Origin of the sequence: Streptomyces caniscabiei (assembly GCF_014930365.1) — a bacterium.
GTDB lineage: Bacteria > Actinomycetota > Actinomycetes > Streptomycetales > Streptomycetaceae > Streptomyces > Streptomyces caniscabiei.
The window spans coordinates 47,044-66,823 of sequence record NZ_JABXWI010000012.1 but is presented as its reverse complement, the minus strand read 5'-3'; the positions used below and the strand labels follow the sequence as shown (position 1 = coordinate 66,823).

The following is a 19,780-nucleotide window of genomic DNA, read 5'->3' as shown; positions in this document are numbered from 1 at the left end:
TGCTGGCCACCATCGCGCGGCAGCCGGCGAGCCCCCGGCCGCTATCGCCGCCCCAGGAAGATCGGGTTGGTGAAGGCCGCCAGCGGGCCCGGGAAGCCCGGAACGATCGGGGGCCGGCGGACCTCGGCGCGTACGTACGCCGCGTACGAAGCCGTCGTACGCCACTCGGCCGCGCCCGCTCCGGACTCCGGGATCGCGGGCGAGGTGAACAGGACACCCTGGTCGGTCACGAAGCGGATGGTGCAGCCGGCGGAGCCCGTCGCCTCCAGGGAGACGGTGACCGGGGTGTCGGCGTCGACCGGCAACCGCTCCCCGATGCCCGCGTGTTCGCCCCGCGCCCCGGACGCCGTGAACGACACGGACACGTCCTTGGACTCGGCGACGTACGAGCGGCCCGCCCGCAGCCCCTCCTGGATCGCCTCCCGGCTCAACTCGTCGGCCAGGACGACCGTCTGGGGCCGCCCGACGGGGTCGGGGTCGCGGTGCGCGTCGCTGTTGCCCATCGCGGGGATCCAGTCCCGGCGGCCCTCTCGCACGCCCGCGACCAGCATGCCGTCCCAGTCGGCGAGCGCCACCTCGTCCTCCGGCGAGTAGGCGCCGTTCCACACCTCCACCGCGTCCGCCTCGCCGAAGCCGAACTTCCAGTTGCAGCCGATGCAGGTGGCGTGCGGATGGGCCGGGACGACCAGGCCCCCGGCGCGGCGGATCTGTCGCGCGTACTTGCCGAAGCGGTTGTCCCGGGCCCGGTAGCGCCAGTCGACGAACGTGCCCGGGTCGATGCCGAGCGCCACCACGTGCCCGTTGCGCGTGGTGACCTCCTCGCCCAGCATGATCAGCAGGTCGTCACCCGCGTGCTCGGCCCAATGGGCGTGCGCGGACTGGGTGTTGTGCTCCGAGCTGTTGATGAAGTCCAGGCCGGCGGCACGGGCGAGGGCCGCCAGCTCGGCGGGGGTGCGGCGGCCGTCGGAGTACCAGGAGTGGAGGTGGCAGTCGCCCCGGTACCAGGCCCGGCCCCGCCCCTTGGCCCGCTCCGGCGGGTACACCGGCTTCACGGCCGCGGCCGGGCGGCCGTACGTCAGGGTGATCGTGATCTCGTACGGCAGCCCGTCCGGTGCCACCGTGTACGGGCCCAGCGCGATGTGCCAGGTGCCGGGGCGCACGGGGCCCGGGAGGTAGCCCGGGGTCGCCTCGTCCGTCCGGATGAAGAACTCCGTGCGCGCGCCGCCCGACCAGCCCCGGAACCCCTTGCCGCCCAGCTCGGTGCCGCGTTCGTCGAAGACACCGATGTCGAGCGCGTTGCCCATGGTGCCGGCCGGGACGGTCGTCCTCTCGTAGCTGTAGGACACCCTCAACTCCCGTACGCCCGGCGGCACTTCCACCGGCAGATACACGAAATCGGGGGAGCCGGTGGGGAGGGTTCCCCTGATCGTCCTCGTCTCCTGCTCGCCGTCCGCGGCCTCGGCGCCGCTCGTCCCAAAGGTCACGCTTCCCAACGTAAGCGCGGCCGCGGCCGACGTCACGAACAGCGCGCGCCTTCCCATTCCGTTCCCGTCACCGTGGTGGTCGTCGCACATGCTGCTGCTCCCCGGTCGGTCGTGAGTGACATGGCGTGGGTGGTGCTGCCTGTGGTGCGTGTCACCTTCGTATGCGGTGGTGAACTGTGGGGCAAGGGAAGGGAATCGCCAGTTTTCGATACGGCTCCTCCGCCGGGGGAGCCACCGCCGCACCGCCGGGCCCGAGCCCATGCCCGGCCCCGGCCCCGGCCCCGACCCCAACCCCGGCCCCGGCCGACGAGAGAGCAGGAGAGCGCGCGTGCGGACCCCGACCTGTCTGCTGGGCGGAGCCGGTGTCACCGACCGGGTCACGTACGGCCATGACGCGGACCGGTTCGTGGAGATCGGTTCCCTCACCAAGGTGCTCACGGGCACCGTCCTCGCCCGGCTGGCGACGGCGGGGGACCTGGGTTTCGACACCCCGCTGGAGGAGTGCCTCGACGAGGTGCCGAGGGGGACCGGCATCACCCTCCTGCACCTCGCCGAGCACACCTCGGGCCTGCCCCGGCTGCCCGTCGGGCTCACCGGCCCGCCCACCGCCCCGCCCGACGACCCGTACGCCGGGTTCACGGAGACGGCCCTGAGGGAGTCGCTGCGCGACCTGGACCGGCTGACGGCCGGGCGGACGGGCCGCGAGGAGTACTCCAACCTCGGCTACGCCGTGCTCGGGCTGGCGCTCACCACCGTCACCGGGTGCTCGTACCAGCGACTGGTGGACACTCACGTCCTGGTGCCGCTCGGGCTGGGCGCGGGGTCGATGACGGCGACGCCGCCGGAGGAGCGACGGCTCGTGCCGCGCGATCTGTTCGGCCGGCCCCGCCCGCTGTGGACGATGACCGGCGCGATCCTGCCGGCCGGCGGTCTGTGGTCCAGCTGCCGGACGCTGGCGGACCTCGTGGTCGCCCTGCTCGTGGAACGCCGCCTCGGCGAACCGGCGCCCTCCTGGCAGCGGGGCCCCTCGCTGCGGTGGCACGACGGCGCCACCCGCGGCTCGTCGGTCGTGGCCGCCGCGTACGACGACGGCCGCTGGATCCTGGTCCACCGCCTCGGCGACGTGACCGCCACGGCCAAGAAGGCCAAGCACACCCTCCGCACGCTCACGGCTCCACCGCCAGGGGAAGACCCCTAGGGGGCCGACCAGCCGGCTCCCCTATGTGCCGACCGGTCGGTATGGACATCCTTGTCCCGAGCGGCTAGAGATGACACATGCGCATCTCCGTGACGATCTTCCTCACCGACGAGACGATCACTCCGACCCGGCTCGCCCGTGAGCTGGAGCAACGCGGTTTCGCGGGGCTCTACCTCCCCGAGCACACCCACATCCCCGTCGAGCGGAGGACCCCGTACCCGGCCGGCGGCGACCTGCCGCGCGAGTACGGCCGTACCCTCGACCCCTTCGTCGCGCTCGGCCAGGCCGCGGCCGTCACCGAGCGACTGGGGCTCGGCACCGGGATCACCCTGGTCGCCCAGCACGACCCGATCGACCTCGCGAAGCAGATCGCGACCGTCGACCACCTCTCCGGAGGCCGCCTCACCCTCGGCCTCGGCTACGGCTGGAACATCGAGGAGGCCGCCGACCACGGGGTCGAGTGGAGCACCCGGCGCGAGCTGGTGCGTGACCGCATGGCGCTGATGCGGGCGCTGTGGTCGGAGGAACCGACGGCGTACGACGGGGAGTTCGGGAGCGTGCGGGCGAGTACCGCGTATCCGAAGCCGGTGCGGAAGGCGCGGGGGCCGGTGGTGGGGCCGCGCACGCTGATCGGTGGGGCCGCGGGGCCGAAGCTGTTCGCGCACATCGCCGAGTACGCGGACGGGTGGCTGCCGATCGGCGGGCGGGGGCTCGGGGACGCGCTGCCGGCGCTGCGGGCGGCGTGGGCGGACGCGGGGCGCGATCCCGCGGGGTTGCAGGTCGTGCCGTACGCCGTGCAGCCGAGTGCGGGGAAGCTGGCGTACTACGCGGAGCTGGGCATCGAGGAGGCCGTGGTGCAGTTGCCTCCGGCGGGGGAGGCGGAGGTGCTGGGGCTGCTGGACGAGTACGGGGCGTTCTTGGGGGAGGGTGCCTAATAGCTCGGGGGTGCGGGTTCGTCGGCGGGTGCGGGTGCGTGGGGGCTGGTCGCGCAGTTCCCCGCGCCCCTGAAAGCCGGGGCTGCGCCCCGTGCTTTTCACCCTGCCGCCCTGCCGACCCGTCGCCCTTCAGGCCCGCAGGGGCCTGGTCTTTCAGGCCCGCAGGGGCCTGGTCTTTCAGGGGCGCGGGGAACTGCGCGAGAAGCCCCACCGGAGCCGCACCCGCCCACGAAACAGGCACCCCCCGAGCTAGCAGGCGCCCACCCCACCGGCGGAGCCAAGCCGCTCGTATGCTCGACGAATGACGACTTCCGCGACCTCTGGAAACGGACCCACCGGCCCCGACGGCTCCCCCGGCCCCACCGAGAACTCGATGCGGCGCGCGCTCAAACGCGCCCGCGACGGCGTGGCGCTCGACGTGAGCGAGGCGGCGGTGCTGCTCCAGGCGCGCGGCGCGGACCTGGAGGACCTCGCCGCGTCGGCGGCCCGGGTGCGGGACGCGGGGCTCGCGGAGGCCGGGCGGCCCGGTGTCATCACGTACTCGAAGAGCGTCTTCATCCCGCTCACCCGCCTCTGCCGGGACAAATGCCACTACTGCACCTTCGTCACCGTCCCGGGCAAGCTGCGCCGCGCCGGCCACGGGATGTTCATGTCGCCGGACGAGGTGCTGGACGTGGCCCGCAAGGGCGCCGCGCTCGGCTGCAAGGAAGCGCTGATCACGCTCGGCGACAAGCCGGAGGACCGCTGGCCGGAGGCGCGCGAGTGGCTCGACGCGCACGGCTACGACGACACGATCGCGTACGTCCGCGCCATCTCCATCCGCATCCTGGAGGAGACGGGCCTCCTCCCGCACCTCAACCCCGGCGTCATGAGCTGGACGGACTTCCAGCGGCTCAAGCCTGTCGCGCCCTCCATGGGCATGATGCTGGAGACGACCGCGACCCGCCTGTGGTCCGAGCCGGGCGGCCCCCACCACGGCTCCCCGGACAAGGAACCGGCGGTCCGGCTGCGGGTGCTGGAGGACGCGGGCCGCTCCTCGGTCCCCTTCACCTCCGGTGTCCTCATCGGCATCGGCGAGACGTACGAGGAACGCGCGGAGTCCCTCTTCGCCCTCCGCAAGGTCTCCCGGGCCTACCACGGCATCCAGGAACTGATCATCCAGAACTTCCGCGCCAAGCCGGACACCGCGATGCGCGGCATGCCGGACGCGGAGCTGGACGAGCTGGTCGCCACGGTGGCCGTCGCCCGGCACCTCATGGGCCCGGCGGGCTGCATCCAGGCCCCGCCGAACCTCGTCGACAGCGAGTACGAGCGGCTGATCGGCGCCGGGATCGACGACTGGGGCGGGGTCTCCCCCCTCACCATCGACCATGTGAACCCCGAGCGCCCCTGGCCGCAGATCGAGGAACTCACCGAACGCTCCCGCGCCGCCGGCTTCGAACTGCGCGAACGGCTGTGCGTGTACCCGGAGTTCGTTTCGCGCGGCGAGCCCTGGCTCGACCCGCGCCTCCTGCCGCACGTACGGGCCCTGGCCGACCCGGAGACCGGGCTCGCGCGCCCGGACGCCGTGGTGGAGGGCCACCCGTGGCAGGAGCCCGAGGAGGTCTTCGTCGCCACGGGCCGCACGGACCTGCACACCGCCGTCGACACCGAGGGCCGTACCGGCGACCGCCGCGAGGACTTCGACTCCGTCTACGGCGACTGGGGCGCCCTGCGCGAGGCGGCGGCGCCCGGCATGACCCCCGAGCGCATCGACACGGACGTACGGGCGGCGCTGGCGACGGCGGCCGACGACCCGACGAAGCTGACGGACGCCGAGGCGCTCGCCCTGCTGCACGCGGACGGACCGGCGCTGGACGCGCTCACCCGGATCGCGGACGACGTCCGCAAATCGGCGGTCGGCGACGACGTCACGTACATCGTCACCCGGAACATCAACTTCACCAACGTCTGCTACACCGGCTGCCGCTTCTGCGCCTTCGCGCAGCGCCGCACGGACGCCGACGCGTACACGCTCTCCCTCGACCAGGTCGCCGACCGCGCCCAGCAGGCCTGGGACCTCGGCGCGGTCGAGGTCTGCATGCAGGGCGGCATCCACCCCGACCTGCCGGGCACCGCGTACTTCGACATCGCGAAGGCCGTCAAGACCCGCGTCCCCGGCATGCACGTCCACGCCTTCTCCCCGATGGAGGTGGTGAACGGCGCGACCCGCACCGGGACGTCGATCCGCGAGTGGCTGACGGCCGCGAAGGAGGCGGGCCTGGACACCATCCCCGGCACGGCGGCGGAGATCCTGGACGACGAGGTCCGCTGGGTCCTGACCAAGGGCAAACTGCCGACGGCGACCTGGATCGAGGTGGTGACGACCGCCCACGAGCTGGGCATCCGCTCCTCCTCGACGATGATGTACGGCCACGTCGACCAGCCCCGCCACTGGCTCGGCCACCTCCGCACGCTGGCCGGCATCCAGCAACGGACCGGCGGCTTCACGGAGTTCGTGACCCTGCCCTTCATCCACACCAACGCGCCCGTGTACCTGGCGGGCATCTCCCGCCCCGGCCCGACGATGCGCGACAACCGCGCCGTCACCGCCATGGCCCGCCTCCTCCTCCACCCCTGGATCCCCAACATCCAGACCAGCTGGGTCAAACTCGGCACGGAGGGCGCGGCCGAGATGCTCCGTTCGGGCGCCAACGACCTGGGCGGCACCCTGATGGAGGAGACCATCTCCCGCATGGCGGGCTCCTCCTACGGCTCCTACAAGTCGGTCAAGGACCTGATCGCCGTCGCCGACGCGGCCGACCGGCCCGCGAGGCCCCGCACGACCCTGTACGGCGAGGTCCCGGAGGAACGGCAACGCGCGGCGGCGGCCTCCGACGGCCACCTGCCGGAACTGCTGCCGGTACTGGACTGACCCACCTGCGGGAGACCGGAGGGAACAACGGGAACCCCCGAACTGCCGGCGGTCCGGTGACCGCCGGCAGCGGGGGAGGGTGGTGCGGGAGGTCTGTCGGCCGGTCGGTGCGGGAGGTCTGTCGGCCGGCCGGTCGGTCGGGCGTGGGGGCTCAGTTCGTCCTGGGCTCGTTCGTCGGCAGGTACGTCACCAGCAGCACCACTCCGCTCAGCAGGAACACGCGGAGGGCGGCGTCGAGGCCGTTCCAGTCGCTGGACTGCCACATGACGAACCATTCGCCGCCGATGGCCATGAAGCCGGCGCCGAAGAGGAGGAGGACCATGAGGAGGCCCAGGGTGCTGTAGCGGCGGGCCGTGTGGAAGGTGCGGTGGCCGAGGGCCCTGGCCCAGAACCAGGTGGCGGCGACGAGCAGCAGCGCCGCGACGGTCTCCCAGACGATGATGAGGACGTACGCCGCGTCCTGGACGCCCTTCGACTCGATGGCCCGCCACATCAGGTCCTCGTCCTTGAACGTGGTGTCCATGGCGAAGACATGGCGGACGAACTGCTGGTTCGTACCGAAGTCGGTGATGTTGCTGAACGCGACGAGCGCCATGTAGAGGGCGACCGTGCCGACGAGCAACGTGGAGGCGAGGGGAAGAAGTGAGCCGCGGGGGGTCTGGGATTCAGCCATGGTCCAACTATGTGCGTGAGCATGGATCATCCCCAGGTGTTTTTCGGCGCGTTGGATCACAATGAGACCCGCCGCTGGCGGAAAACCGTGAAGCACCGAGGAAGGCCGGAGGAGTTCGCATGGGCCGCGCGCAGCCGCCGATTCCCACGATGCAGGAGCTGATCCGGCGGCGCACCCGCCAGGGCTTCGTCGGCCGGGGCAGCGAACGGGCCGCGTTTCGCGCCAACTTCGATCTGCCCATCGAGGACGAGCGACGTCGCTTCCTCTTCCACGTACGCGGCAACGCAGGCATCGGAAAGACCTTCCTGGCAAGGGAGTTGGAGCAGATCGCCCAGGAGCGCGGCGCCCTCACCGCGTACCTCGACGACGGCGTCGGCAGCGTCCCTGAGGCCATGGCCGTCATCGCGGACCGCTTCGCCCGGCAGGGACACCGGTGCAAGGACCTGGAACGGCTGCTGGCCGCGCACCGGGAGCGGCGGTACGAGGCGGAACTGGCCGCGGTCACCTTCGCGGAGCCGGACACGGACGCGGACACGGATGCGGCGGGGGCGGCGGGGCCCGGCGCGCCGGCCGGCGCGGGGCGGCGGTCAGGTGCCACCGGTGCCGCCGAGCCGTCCGCCACGAGCCTGGCCGCCGCCCGGGCGACGCTCGTCGCACTCGGCCTCGTCCCCGTGGTCGGCCCCTTCGCGGGGGCCGTCGACCCGGCCGAACTCGTGCGCCAGGCCGCCCGGTTGCGCGCGGGCCTCGGTGCGCGGGCGCGCGGCCACGAGGACGCCGAGCTGCTGCTCGCCCCCGAACTCGTCCTCACACCCGCGCTGTTGGAGGAGCTGGGCACGGTCGCCTCCGAAGTGCCCTGGCTCGTCCTCCTCTTCGACACCTACGAACGGACCGGCGCCTTCCTCGACCCGTGGCTCCACGACCTCGTCTCCGGCGACCGCTACGGCCCCCTCCCCGGCAACGTCGTCCTCGTCACGGCGGGCCGGCACCCCCTCGACGCCGCCCGCTGGGGCGGCCTCACCGACTTCCTCCTCGACCTGCCCCTGCGGCCCTTCACGGAGACCGAGTCACGCGGCCTCCTCGCCGCCAAGGGCGTCCTCGCCGAGCCCGTCGTCGACGAAGTGCTGCGGCTCACCGGCGGATTGCCCGTCCTGGTCTCCACCCTCGCCGAGGCCCGACCCGCCGACCTCGACGACCTCGCCGACACGGGCGACGCCAGCGCCGTGGCCGTGGAGCGCTTCCTGAAGTGGGAGACGGACCCGGTACGCCGGGCCGCCGCGCTGACCTGCGCGCTGCCCCGCTGGCTGGACACGGACGTCTTCCGGGTGACGGTCGCGGGTGCGGCGACCGAGACGGACGGCCGCGCCGGTCCGGGCGGGGGCGTCGATCCGGGCGGGCGTGGGGGTTCAGGCGACGGCGGCCGTCCGGACCGAGGCCCCCGCCCGGATGACGGCGGCGGTCCAGATGGTGGCGGCCGTCCGCATGGCGGCGGCCGTCCGGACGGTGGCCGGGCTACCGGCACAGCGGCGAACGGCGGTCGCGGCGCCGGGGCGGATGCGGGCGACGCTCGTGCCCCCGGCGCGGATGCGGGCGACCGGTACGCCCCCGGCGCAGGGGCGTCCGGCTACGCCGACGCCGGTCACGTCGACGCCGGTCACGTCGACCCCGGCTCCGACGCGCTGTTCACCTGGCTGCGTGCCCTCCCCTTCGTCACCGACCGCGGGGACCGGGTCGTGTTCCACGACGTCGTACGGGCACCGATGGTCCGGTTGCAGCGGCTGCGCTCCCCCCGGCTCTGGAGCGAGCGGCACCGGCGGCTGGCGGACGCGTTCGCCGGATGGCGGGCGGGGATCGAGGCCGCAGGGGAGACCGAGGCCGGCCCGCCGGACTCGGAGTCGCGGGACGGGAGGTCGCCGGACAGCCGGTCGCGCGAGCGGGAGTGGTGGGGTGGTGAGCGGTGGCGGGAGCTGCGGCTCGCCGAGGCGTACCACCGGCTGTGCGCGGGGGAGCGCGGGGCGCTCGCGGGGGTGCTGCGCGCGGTCGTGGACGCGTGCGGGGAGGGGGAGGCGGTGGCCCGGCGGTGGGCCGAGGCCCTCACACAGGCGGGCCAGGACGCCGCCGACGAGGACGCCGAACGCTGGGGGCGCGAGCTGCTGGGCGCGCTGGAGCGCGGCGGTGTCCACGACGCGCTGGGAGCCCTGCTGCTCCGGGCCGGTCTCGACGCACGGCGGGAGGCGCGGGCGCGGGCCCTGCGGGGCCGGGCGCTGCACCGGGAGGGGGCGCACGAGCGGGCGGTGACCGAGTACGACCGGGCGCTCGCCCTCGACCCCGACTCGGCCGCGGCGTGGCAGGGCAGGGCGGTCGCCCGGGCGCACACCGGGGACTACGCCGGGGCCGTGGCCGACCTCGACCGCGCCGACGCGCTCGCCCCCGACGACGTGACCACCCTCGTCCTGCGGGGCGACTACCACCGCCTCCTCGGCGACCTCGACGCGGCGGTCGCCGACCTCGACCGGGCGGTGGCCCTGGACCCCGTACGCCGCTCGACGTGGGCCTCGCGGGGAGCCGCCCGGCACGCGCAGGGCCGCCTCGACGAGGCCCTCGCGGACCTGGACCGCGCCCTGGAGCTGGACGGGGCGTACGTGTGGGCCCTGATGCGCCGGGCGCGTGTACGACGCTCCCGGGGCGAGCACGAGCGGCAGCTGGCCGACCTGCACCACGCCGTGGCCCTCGATCCGGACGCCCCCCTGCCGCGCTGCGAACGGGCGGACGCCCTGCGCGGCGTCGACCGCGACGAGGAGGCCCTGGCCGACTACGACCGCGCCATCGCGCTCAACCCGCTGTACGCCTCCGCGTACGCCGGCCGGGGCGTCTCCCGCGCCAAGCTCGGCCGCCACGACGCGGCCCTCACCGACCTCGACACCGCCCTGGCTCTCTTCCCCGACTACCCCTGGGCCCTGCGCCACCGCGCGGCCCTCCACCTCGAACTCGGCGACGCGGAGCGGGCGTCGGCCGACGCGGGGCGGGCCCGGGAGCTGCGCCCCGGTGACGTGACGATCGAGGACCTGCACACCCGGGCCGCGCGAGCGGCGGCGACGACGGCCCGTACGACCCCGGGCCGACCGTCGCAGTGAGGTGCGGGGCAGGGGGAGGGGAGGGGAGGGGCCCCGCCACCCGCCCCGCGCCCCGCGCGGGCGCCCTACCTCGCGAATCCCAGCCCGAACCGGGCCCCCTTCTCCGGTGCCTTGAGCGTGGCCGGGCCGAAGGAGGTGATGTTGGTGGTGACCAGGCCGTTCTTCGAGCCGCGGAAGAGCCAGGCCGCGCCGGAGTCCTGGAGGGTGCCGTCCTCCCCGGGCGCGCCGACGGCGAGGTCCGCGCGGTTGTTGGCGTTGACGTCGAGGAGCGAGACGGCCGCGCCGAAGGTGTCGCCGGTCTCGGAGGCGCCGGGGACCCCGGGGTCGGACTGGTCGAAGGCCTGGGCGCCGGTGCCGGTGAGACCGGAGGCACCGCCCTTCAGCAGGACGACCGACCCGGCGTCCACGACGGAGCCGATGTCCTCGCCGGGGACGCCGACCGCGATGTCGGGGTAGCCGTCGCCGGTCACGTCACCGGCCGCCACGGAGTAGCCGAACTGGTCGCCGCCGTACTGGTCGAAGTGGTCCGCGTCGCTCTCGCCGACACCCGGGACGCCCTTGGTGTCCTGGGTGATCCTCGTCGTACGGGTGGAGGGGCCCTTCGCGGAGCCGTAGACGACGCGGACGTTGCCGGCCTCGTCCGTCATCACCTCGGCGATGTGGCCGACCTCGCGGGAGACGTAGTCGCCGTAGCCGTCCAGGTTCACGTCGGCGACGACGCCGCCGAGCGTGAAGTAGCCGGTGGATCCGGCGGTCTGGCTCACCCCGGTCGCGGTGCCCGGGCGCCACTGGGCCTGGTACGCCTTCTCCTCGAAGCCGCCGGTGGTGATCAGGTCGTCCTTGCCGTCGCCGTTCATGTCGCCGACGGTGATCTCCCAGATCTCGTCGTGCTCGTCGATCTCGATGGAGGAGACGGAGGCGGGGACGCCGTCCCGGGTGAAGGGGCCGAGCTGGATCCGCAGGCCGCCCTGGCCGGTGGTGACGAGGTCGCCCTTGCCGTCGCCGTTGAAGTCGCCGTCGACGGCCCGGTGGACCCGGCCGGGGAAGGCGGTCGCCGAGGTCAGGCCCTTCGCCGAGCCCCACAGGATCACGTCGGCCTCGTTGAAGCCGCCCACCGCGAGATCGGTGTAGCCGTCGCCGTCGAGGTCGCGCGCGGCTGTGGTGTTGCCGAAGAAGGTGCCCGCCTTCGTGGCTTCCGGGAGCCACGCGGTGGTGCGCGAGAGGACCTGGGGGTGGGCGGTGTCGGCGCCCGCGGCGGAGCCGTACACGACCGAGACGTGACCGGCGCTCTCGGCGCCCGCGACGCTCGCGTAGGGCGCGTCGATCACCAGGTCGGCGAAGCCGTCGCCGTTGAAGTCGCTGATCGGCGCCTTCGGCACCGCCGCGGCGGGCGTGGCGGCGACCAGCGGTACGACCGGCAACACGGCGGCGACGACGGCCGCGGCCGCACCGCCCCGAAGGCCGCTCCGAAGGGTGCTCCGAAGGCCGCCCCGGGGGCCGTTCCGAAGGCTTTCACGACGGCTGCGGCGAGGTCTGCTGCTCAGGGGCACGGATTCTCCAGTTCTCCGGGAATTGAGCCCGGTTACGGCGGCTGTTCACATCCGTCCGTTTGACGCCTGGAGTCGATCAACGGTTGTGGCGCACAAGACGTTCGGCGCCCCTCTGGAGCCCCGAAGCGACCATTCCCGTTCCATTACAGTGCTGGACTGTCGAGCCGTACGGGCGTACGGATGTACTGACGTACTGACGTACGGGTCGGGCAGGGGCCGTGAGGAGGCCGGGGTGGGTGCGACAGCCGGTGCCGTCTGGGGGCGTGTCGAGCAGCAGGACTTCCGCAGCCGGGTGCGCGGAACGCTGCTGGGCGCGGCCATGGGCGACGCGCTGGGCGCGCCGGTCGACCAGCTCACCCTGGCGCAGATCGGGGAGGCGTACGGCCCGGAGCGGCTGACCGACCTGGCCTCCGCGTACGGCCGACGCGGCGCGATCACCGACCTCACACAGCTCACCCTGTTCACCGTCGACGGCCTGATCCGCGCCCAGGTGCGCCGGGACACCGGCGTCTGGCACCCGCCGACCGATCTGCACCGGGCGTATCTGCGCTGGGCGGCGACCCAGCGGGACTGGGGGCCCGACGAACGCCGCAAGGACGACGGCTGGCTCGCGCGCGAGGAGTGGCTCTACGCGCGCCGCGACCCCTCCCTGATCTGTCTCCTCGGCTTCGCCGACGGGACCATGGGCACCCTCGACGCCCCCAAGAACCCGGGCGCGTCCGGCGCCGAGGCCGCCGCCCGCTCGGCGCCGTTCGGCCTGCTCGTCGGCTGGGAGCCCCAACTGGTCTTCCAACTGGCCGTGGAGTGCGCGGCCCAGACCCACGGCCACCCGACCGCGTATCTGTCCGCCGGCTCGTACGCCGTCATCGTGCACGCCCTCGCGCGCGGGGAGAGCCTGGACGCCGCCGTCCAGAAGACCCTGGTGCTGCTGGCCGCCCGCCCCGGTCACCAGCCCGTCGCCGACGCCCTGCAACAGGCCGTCGCCGCCGTACGCCAGGGCCCGCCGTCGCCCGTCGTCGTCGAGCAGCTCTCCGGCGACGGCTGTGCCGCCGGGGTCCTGTCCGTCGCCGTGTACTGCGCCCTGGTCGGCGAGGACATACGCCAGGGCCTGTGCCTCGCGGTCAACCACGGGGGCCCTTCGGGGGCCGCGGGTGCCCTGACGGGCGGCCTCCTCGGCGCCCTCCACGGCGAGACGGCCCTGCCGCCCGCCTGGCTCGCCGAACTGGAGGGCCGCCCCACGATCCTCGTCCTCGCCGACGACTTCGCCCTGGAAATGACCCAGGGCCCGGCCCTCCACGCCCCCACAGGAGCAGTCCCGGGCTGGCTGACCCGCTACCCCCGAGCCTGACCCGACGCCCCACAACCCCCGGCCCACCCCGAAGGGGCGCGAGGAACCGCGCGCCCAGCCACCACGCACGCGCACCCGACAGAACAACGGATCATGGCTGACTGGAACATACGTCCCGCATCGCCGACGGACGCCGCCCCCATCGCCGAGCTGCGCGCCGTCGTCATGCGGCCCGACCTCGAACGCCTCGGCCGCTACGACCCCCACCGCGTCCGCCGACGCTTCCGCGACGCCTTCGACCCGACCCACACCTGGATCATCGAGGTCGCCGGCACCTTCGCCGGCTGCGTGGCCCTCCGCCCGGCCGCCGACGCCCACTGGCTGGAGCACTTCTACCTCGCCCCCCACCTCCAGGGCACCGGAATGGGCACGGCCGTCCTGCGCACCCTCCTCACCCGCTGCGACCACGACGGCGTGACGGTCCGCCTGAACGTCCTCCAGGGCAGCCCCGCCAGACGCCTCTACGAACGCCACGGCTTCCACCTGGAACGCGAGGACCCGGTGGACGTGTTCATGCTCCGCACACCCACGCCACCCGCACGGAAATAGGTTTCGTACCGCGGCCGAGCTGCCCTACCGTGACCCGATGACCACCCGGATGATCATCCTCAACGGCGGTTCCAGCTCCGGCAAGTCCGGCATCGTGAGGTGCCTCCAGGCCGAACTGCCGGACCAGTGGCTCGCCTTCGGCGCAGACTCCCTCATCGACGCCATGCCGGCGAGGATGCAGACCTCGGACGGCGGCATCGAGATCTCCGCCGACGGCGAGGTCGCCATCGGAGCGGACTTCCGCGCCCTGGAACAGGCCTGGGCCCGGGGCGTCGTGGCCATGGCCCGCGCGGGCGCCCGCATCGTCGTCGACGACATCTTCCTCGGCGGAGCCGCCTCCCAGCAGCGCTGGCAGAACATCCTCGACCTGGACGGTTCCGACGGCTCCGGCGCCCCCTTGGACGTCCTCTGGGTCGGCGTCCGCTGCGCCCCCGACGTGGCCGCCGCCCGCGAGACCGCCCGCGGCGACCGCGTCCGGGGCATGGCCGCCGCCCAGGCGGACCTCGTCCACCGGGGCGTCCACTACGACCTCGAAGTCGAGACCACTCACACCGAGTCCCTCACCTGCGCCCGCACGATCGCCACCCACCTCCGCTGACCCCGCCGCAGCCGCGAGGGCCGCCCCCGGCCCCCGGGAACGGCCCCCACCACTTCCGCGCCGGCCGCCCCCTCAGGGTCCGGCCGCGCGACGCCTCAGACCCCGCTGGGGCTCGACGCGTCCTTCCCCTGGGCCGGCACCGGAGCGACGGCCCCGGCTCCGCCCCGGCCGTCGCCGTCGCCGTCCGAGTTGATCGTCTCGATGATCGCGAGCCGCTCGGGTGTGTCCTCCGGCTTGATGAAGCCGATGACGATGTACAGGACCAGCGAGACGGCCAGCGGGATGGACACCTGGAACTGGAGCGGCACGCCGCCGTCGATGTTCCAGTGGATCGGGTAGTTCACCAGCCAGAAGGCGAACAGCCCGCACGCCCAGCTGGTGAGCGCCGCCGTCGGACCGGACCGGCGGAACGGCCGCAGCAGGCCGAGCATCATCGGGATGGCCATCGGACCCATCAGCCCGGCCACCCACTTGATCACGACGGTGATGATGTCCTTGAAGGCGGGCGAGTTGACCTGGGTCGCCGCCGCCATGGACAGACCGAGGAAGACGACCGTCGTGATCCGGGCGACCCGCAGCCCCTGCCCCTCGCTCCAGCTCCGCGCCCGGCGCCAGATCACCGGCGCGCAGTCCCGCGTGAAGACGGCCGCGATGGCGTTCGCGTCGGACGAGCACATGGCCATCGTGTGGGAGAAGAAGCCGACGATGACGAGGCCCAACAGGCCGTGCGGCAGCAGCTGTTCGGTCATCAGGGCGTACGAGTCGGAGCCGTCGCCCTTCTCCGACGTCACCAGCAGCGGCGACATCCACATCGGGAAGAACAGCACCAGCGGCCAGACCAGCCACAGCGCCGCCGACAGCCGGGCGGAGCGCTCGGCCTCGTACGGGGTCGCCGTGGCCATGTAGCGCTGGGCCTGGTTGAGCATGCCGCCGTTGTACTCGAAGAGCTTGATGAACAGGAAGGCGAGCAGGAAGATCGTGCCGTAGGGGCCCACCAGCGGCTCCGCGTGCCCGTCCAGCTTCGGGTGGTCCCACACGCCGAAGAAGCCGCCGTAGTCGCCCAGTTTGCCCACCACGGCGATGAACATGGCGATACCGGCGAGCAGTTGGATGACGAACTGCCCCAACTCGGTGAGCGCGTCCGCCCAGAGGCCGCCGATCGTGCAGTAGACGGCGGTGATCGTGCCGGTGATCAGGATGCCCTGGTTCAGGGACACGCCCGTGAAGACCGACAGCAGGGTCGCGATCGCGGCCCACTTGGCGCCGACGTCCACGATCTTCAGCAGCATGCCGGACCAGGCCAACGCCTGCTGGGTGCCCAGGTTGTAGCGGTTCTTCAGGTATTCGAGCGGGGAGGCTACATGCAGCCGTGAACGCAGCCGGTTGATGCGCGGCGCGAACAGCTTGGAGCCGATGGCGATGCCGAGGGCGATCGGGAACGACCAGGTCACGAAGGAGGTGACGCCGTAGGTGTAGGCGATGCTGGCGTAGCCGGTGAACATGACGGCGCTGTAGCCCGACATGTGGTGCGAGATGCCGGAGAGCCACCAGGGCATTTTGCCGCCGGCGGTGAAGAAGTCGCTGACGTTGTCCACGCGCTTGTGCGACCAGACGCCGATCGCGACCATCACACCGAAGTAACCGATGAGCACGGCCCAGTCGAGACTATTCATGGGCCCCCTTCCAGGGTCCGCCGCCAGGTTCAGACTTGGGTCAGGCATGTGAACTCTGGGTTCGGTGGCATGCCCACGGCAAGGAAGTGGAAGGTCAAGAGCAGGCAAAGAAGTTCCGAGCGATGACTTGCGTTTATGTATATGAATCCCCGAGTGGCCGAAAAGGATCACTCGCGTGCGGGGTGGGACCTTGGACGGAGCGAGGGCGGGCCGACAGGCCGGTCAGCGCATCAGTTCGCCCGCGTTGACGAGCAGCGACTGGCCCGTGATCGCCCGTGCGCGGTCGGACGCCAGGAAGGCCGCCGCGTCCGCCACGTCCCCGTCCGTGGCCAGCTCCGGCAGGGCCATCCGCTCGGTCAGCCGGCCCAGCACCTCCGCCTCCGGCACCCCCTCGCCGTGCGCCGTGAACCGGACGTACGCCTCGACCGGCGGCCCCCACATCCAGCCCGGCAGCACGGTGTTGACCCGGATCCGGTACGGCCCCAGCTCCCGGGCCAGCGAGTACATCGCACTGGTCAGCGCGCCCTTGGACGCCGCGTACGCGGCCTGCCGCACCTGCGAGGGCGCGGCCACCGACGACTGCGTGCCGATGATGACGACCGACCCGCCGCCCGCCGCCTTCAGGCCGGGCAGACAGGCCCGGGTCATCCGCAGGGTGCCCAGCAGGTTCACGTCGAGGACCGCTTGCCAGGTGGTGAAGTCGGCGTCCTCCAGGCCCCCGAAGTAGCTGTCCCAGGCCGCCACGTGCACCACCGCGTGCACACCCCCGAACCGCTCCCGCGCCAGCGCCGCGAGCGCCGCGCACTGCGCCTCGTCGGTGATGTCGGTCGCCCGGTACGCCGTGTGCGCGCCGTCCGGGTCCACGTCCGCCGCGGCCTTGGCGAGATTCGCCTCCGTACGCGCCCCCAGCACGGCGTTCCCGCCGTCCCGGACGACCGCTGCGGCGACCCGCTGGCCCAGTCCGGGACCGACTCCCGAGACGACGACGGTCCTTCCCGCGAGCAGTGACATCGGAGACCTCCCGGCCCTGGCGCATTATCTGACGGAGCGTCAGAGTATGGGCGACCGCAGACGGACGGAAGGGGAAGCGCATGGGCGAGGGAAAGCACATGAGCGAGGGGAAGCGCATGAGTGGACGCGAGCCGGGCGAGGACACCCGCAGCGCCACGTACGCCGAACTGGCCGCCGTCGGCCCCTACGGCGTCCGCCCCGGCCACGCCCTGATCACGATGGTCGAGCCGCACCCGGGCCACGAGTACGCGTACAACCGCTGGTACGAGGACGACCACTACTACGCGGGCGCGATGGCCATGCCCTGGATGTTCGCCGGACGCCGCTGGGTCGCCACCCGCGACCTCCAACTCCTGCGCGCCCCCGAGAAGTCGGCGGTCGCCCAGCCGGTCACCGCCGGCTGCTACCTCTCCACGTACTGGATCACCGACGGCCGCTACGACGACCACATGCGGTGGACCGTCGCCATCAACAAACGGCTGAATCGCGACGCCCGCGTCTACCAGGACCGTACGCATGTCTTCACCGCGTTCCAGGACCACGAGGCGACCGTCTACCGCGACGGCGCCGCCGGGCCGCGTGACGTCCACGCCCTCGACCACCCGTACGCGGGCCTCGTGCTCCAGGTCGTCGACGCCGAAGGGCCGGAGGAGCGGACGGAGTTGCTGGAGTGGCTGCGGGCCCGCCAGCTCCCGAAGCGGCTCGCCGGCTCACCGGCCGCGATGGTCACGGTCTTCCGGCCCACTCCGCTGCCCCTCGACCGGATGTCGTACGTGAAGCAGGTCGAGGGCGTCGACACCCGCCTCACCCTCCTCTGGTTCCTGGAGGCCGACCCACGCGACTGCTGGGAGGCGACCTTCGGCGGACTCGGGGAGGCGATCGCCGAAGGCGGGCTGGGGAGGCTGGAGTTGCTGGCCCCGTTCGTCCCCACGGTGCCGGGAACGGACCGGTACGTGGACCGGCTGCGCTAGACGGGCCCCTCGGCCGCGTCCGGTCAAAGGCCGAGCCCCCTCGGCCAGGACGGCGGGCCGGTCGAGAGGGCTCTTTCGGTGGTGCTTGTGCGGTTGTCGTTCAGGCGCTCGATCGAGGGCCGGAACCGTACGTCAGGCCTTGACCGAGGAGACGAAGGTGTTCCACGCGTCGGCGGGGAACGCCAGGGTGGGACCGTCGGTGACCTTGGAGTCCCGGACCGCCATGGCCGACAGGACGGGGGACTTGATCTCGACGCACGCGCCGTTTCCCTGGGAGTAGGAGGACTTGACCCACCTGTCCGTGGCGCCTTGCTGAATTGCCATTTCTGCTCCGGTGCTGGTTCGTCACTGAGTTGCTGTCGCCGCGCCGCGGGTTCCCTACGGAACCCGCGGTTCGGTTTGCGCCAAGACTGCTGACCTCCTGGCGTGATCGACGCTACTCGTCAGCATCGGCAGACGAAGCGACTATTCACTCGTGCGGGTGGCATATTCCAATATGGTCTTCCGTTGAAGCATGTGGAGGGTGTATCTTCCGGCGCTTCCTCGTTCAGGAGTTCTCCAGGGCGTCTGGAATCGCCCCGAGGGTCGAGAAGCGAGGCCCTGTCCGGGAGTTCGCCGCTGTGCGCAACGTCAGCGCGCGTATTCCTTCGCGACGTTCTCGATGAACTGCCGCGACTGCTCCACGTTCAGCGCCTGCGCCCGCAGATGCTCGTACATGACGGTGTACTTCTGTACGTCGTGCGGCTTCTCCAGGTAGAGGTCGCTGGTGACCCCTTCGATGTACACGACACTCGAATCGGCCGCGTCGACGAACTCCAGGATGGCGTACTGGCCGTTGATGCCCGGATGGGCTCCGACCTCGAACGGCAGTACCTGCACCGTGACATGCGGGACCTGGGACAACTCGATGAGGTGCTCCAGCTGTTCACGCATCACCGACCGGGATCCCACCACCCGGCGCAGGGCCGCCTCGTCCAACACCGTCCACAGCCGCAGCGGGTTGGTGTCGGTGGTGACCCGGTCCTGGCGCCGTATGCGCACCTCCACGCGCTTGTCGATCTCCGTCGTCGACGTCTCCGGCAGCGCGCCCCTGATGATGGCCTCGGCGTACGGGCGGCTCTGCAGCAGCCCGGGGACGACCTGGGGGTCGTAGACCCGCAGCGACTCCGCGTCGGTCTCCAGGCCGATGTAGACGCTGTACGGTACGTCCCCGAACGCGTGCCACCAGCCCTGCTGACGGGAGTCCTTGGCCATCTGCATCAGGGAGTCGACGACTCTCTGGTCCTCGACCTCGTAGACCCCGCAGAGGTCGCGGACGTCGCGCTGACTGATGGAGCGGCGGCCGTTCTCCAGGCGGCTGATCTTCGACTGGGAGACCAGCAGCCGCTCGGCGACCTCTTCGGCGGTCATGCCCTTGAGCTCGCGGAGCCGACGCAGCTCCTGGCCCAACCGGCGTCGCCTGACGGTGGGATTGACATTGGACGCCACGGGACGTGCACCTCCGGCTGCGTGCCTCTACTTTGCGTATCTGCTGCTGAGCAGATTGCCACCAAGGTGCTGAGTACCGCTGGAAAACAGCGGATATGCGCTGTGCACGCGCCGTTTGCGCCGGTGTTTTCCCGCCGTGGAGGGATCCCCGCCGGATGTTCGCCGGAACGGCTGCGCGACGGGCGGACGTAGGGCGTACGTAGGGCGCGCGCCGGGCGCGCGCCGGGATGCTGATCCGGCGTCCGGTGGCGGGCGCG

General features: G+C 72.4%; 15 protein-coding genes. 8 read left to right on the top strand and 7 right to left on the bottom strand.

The genetic code is table 11. The features are described from left to right. Positions 1 to 41: 41 nt before the first annotated feature. Positions 42 to 1,574 carry a CehA/McbA family metallohydrolase gene (locus HW837_RS30640; protein ID WP_045556138.1) on the bottom strand — a complete coding sequence of 511 codons (1,533 nt, stop codon included), beginning with the start codon at positions 1,572 to 1,574 and terminating at the stop codon, positions 42 to 44. A gap of 238 nt (positions 1,575 to 1,812) precedes the next feature. On the opposite strand from HW837_RS30640, the gene HW837_RS30635 reads away from it, so the two are divergent. The 3 genes from HW837_RS30635 to HW837_RS30625 all read left to right on the top strand — a co-directional run bounded on the left by HW837_RS30635 (position 1,813) and on the right by HW837_RS30625 (position 6,531). Continuing rightward, positions 1,813 to 2,682, top strand: a complete 870-nt coding sequence (locus HW837_RS30635) for a serine hydrolase domain-containing protein (protein ID WP_045556139.1) — start codon at positions 1,813 to 1,815, stop codon at positions 2,680 to 2,682. A gap of 77 nt (positions 2,683 to 2,759) precedes the next feature. Beyond that, a complete protein-coding gene (locus HW837_RS30630) occupies positions 2,760 to 3,617 on the top strand; it encodes an LLM class F420-dependent oxidoreductase (RefSeq protein ID WP_045556140.1) in 858 nt (285 codons plus the stop codon). 301 nt (positions 3,618 to 3,918) lie between these two features. Further along, the gene (locus tag HW837_RS30625; RefSeq protein WP_045556141.1) at positions 3,919 to 6,531 is read left to right on the top strand and encodes a bifunctional FO biosynthesis protein CofGH; all 2,613 of its coding nucleotides are present in this window, start codon (positions 3,919 to 3,921) and stop codon (positions 6,529 to 6,531) included. A 151-nt stretch (positions 6,532 to 6,682) separates the two neighbouring features. On the opposite strand, the gene HW837_RS30620 is transcribed toward HW837_RS30625, so the two are convergent. Continuing rightward, positions 6,683 to 7,204, bottom strand: coding sequence for a DUF2165 domain-containing protein (locus tag HW837_RS30620; RefSeq protein ID WP_045556142.1), 522 nt, complete (start codon positions 7,202 to 7,204; stop codon positions 6,683 to 6,685). A gap of 119 nt (positions 7,205 to 7,323) precedes the next feature. Between HW837_RS30620 and HW837_RS48980 the strand changes: the two genes are divergently transcribed. Continuing rightward, positions 7,324 to 10,335 carry a tetratricopeptide repeat protein gene (locus HW837_RS48980; protein WP_237270449.1) on the top strand — a complete coding sequence of 1,004 codons (3,012 nt, stop codon included), beginning with the start codon at positions 7,324 to 7,326 and terminating at the stop codon, positions 10,333 to 10,335. Between the two features lie 65 nt (positions 10,336 to 10,400). Here the strand turns inward: HW837_RS48980 and HW837_RS30605 are convergent, their stop codons facing one another. Then, positions 10,401 to 11,759: an FG-GAP-like repeat-containing protein gene (locus HW837_RS30605; protein ID WP_045556143.1), complete on the bottom strand. Its 1,359-nt coding sequence runs from the start codon at positions 11,757 to 11,759 to the stop codon at positions 10,401 to 10,403. 358 nt (positions 11,760 to 12,117) lie between these two features. On the opposite strand from HW837_RS30605, the gene HW837_RS30600 reads away from it, so the two are divergent. The 3 genes from HW837_RS30600 (at position 12,118) to cpt (ending at position 14,380) form a co-directional block, all read left to right on the top strand. Next, positions 12,118 to 13,233, top strand: a complete 1,116-nt coding sequence (locus HW837_RS30600) for an ADP-ribosylglycohydrolase family protein (protein ID WP_045556144.1) — start codon at positions 12,118 to 12,120, stop codon at positions 13,231 to 13,233. Positions 13,234 to 13,326: 93 nt separating this feature from the next. Then, the gene (locus tag HW837_RS30595; RefSeq protein WP_045556145.1) at positions 13,327 to 13,782 is read left to right on the top strand and encodes a GNAT family N-acetyltransferase; all 456 of its coding nucleotides are present in this window, start codon (positions 13,327 to 13,329) and stop codon (positions 13,780 to 13,782) included. A gap of 37 nt (positions 13,783 to 13,819) precedes the next feature. Beyond that, positions 13,820 to 14,380, top strand: a complete 561-nt coding sequence (gene cpt / locus HW837_RS30590) for a chloramphenicol phosphotransferase CPT (protein WP_093792777.1) — start codon at positions 13,820 to 13,822, stop codon at positions 14,378 to 14,380. 95 nt (positions 14,381 to 14,475) lie between these two features. Here the strand turns inward: cpt and HW837_RS30585 are convergent, their stop codons facing one another. Together HW837_RS30585 and HW837_RS30580 are read right to left on the bottom strand one after the other, a co-directional pair. Then, positions 14,476 to 16,053, bottom strand: coding sequence for a sodium:solute symporter family protein (locus HW837_RS30585; protein ID WP_045556147.1), 1,578 nt, complete (start codon positions 16,051 to 16,053; stop codon positions 14,476 to 14,478). A 222-nt stretch (positions 16,054 to 16,275) separates the two neighbouring features. Further along, a complete protein-coding gene (locus tag HW837_RS30580) occupies positions 16,276 to 17,064 on the bottom strand; it encodes an SDR family oxidoreductase (protein ID WP_045556148.1) in 789 nt (262 codons plus the stop codon). Between the two features lie 116 nt (positions 17,065 to 17,180). On the opposite strand from HW837_RS30580, the gene HW837_RS30575 reads away from it, so the two are divergent. Beyond that, a complete protein-coding gene (locus HW837_RS30575; RefSeq protein ID WP_237270448.1) occupies positions 17,181 to 18,035 on the top strand; it encodes a hypothetical protein in 855 nt (284 codons plus the stop codon). Between the two features lie 132 nt (positions 18,036 to 18,167). On the opposite strand, the gene HW837_RS30570 is transcribed toward HW837_RS30575, so the two are convergent. Further along, on the bottom strand, positions 18,168 to 18,359 hold the full coding sequence (locus HW837_RS30570) for a DUF397 domain-containing protein (protein ID WP_045556149.1): 192 nt from the start codon (positions 18,357 to 18,359) through the stop codon (positions 18,168 to 18,170). Between the two features lie 306 nt (positions 18,360 to 18,665). Further along, positions 18,666 to 19,523, bottom strand: a complete 858-nt coding sequence (locus HW837_RS30565) for a helix-turn-helix domain-containing protein (protein WP_033531861.1) — start codon at positions 19,521 to 19,523, stop codon at positions 18,666 to 18,668. Positions 19,524 to 19,780: the final 257 nt, after the last annotated feature.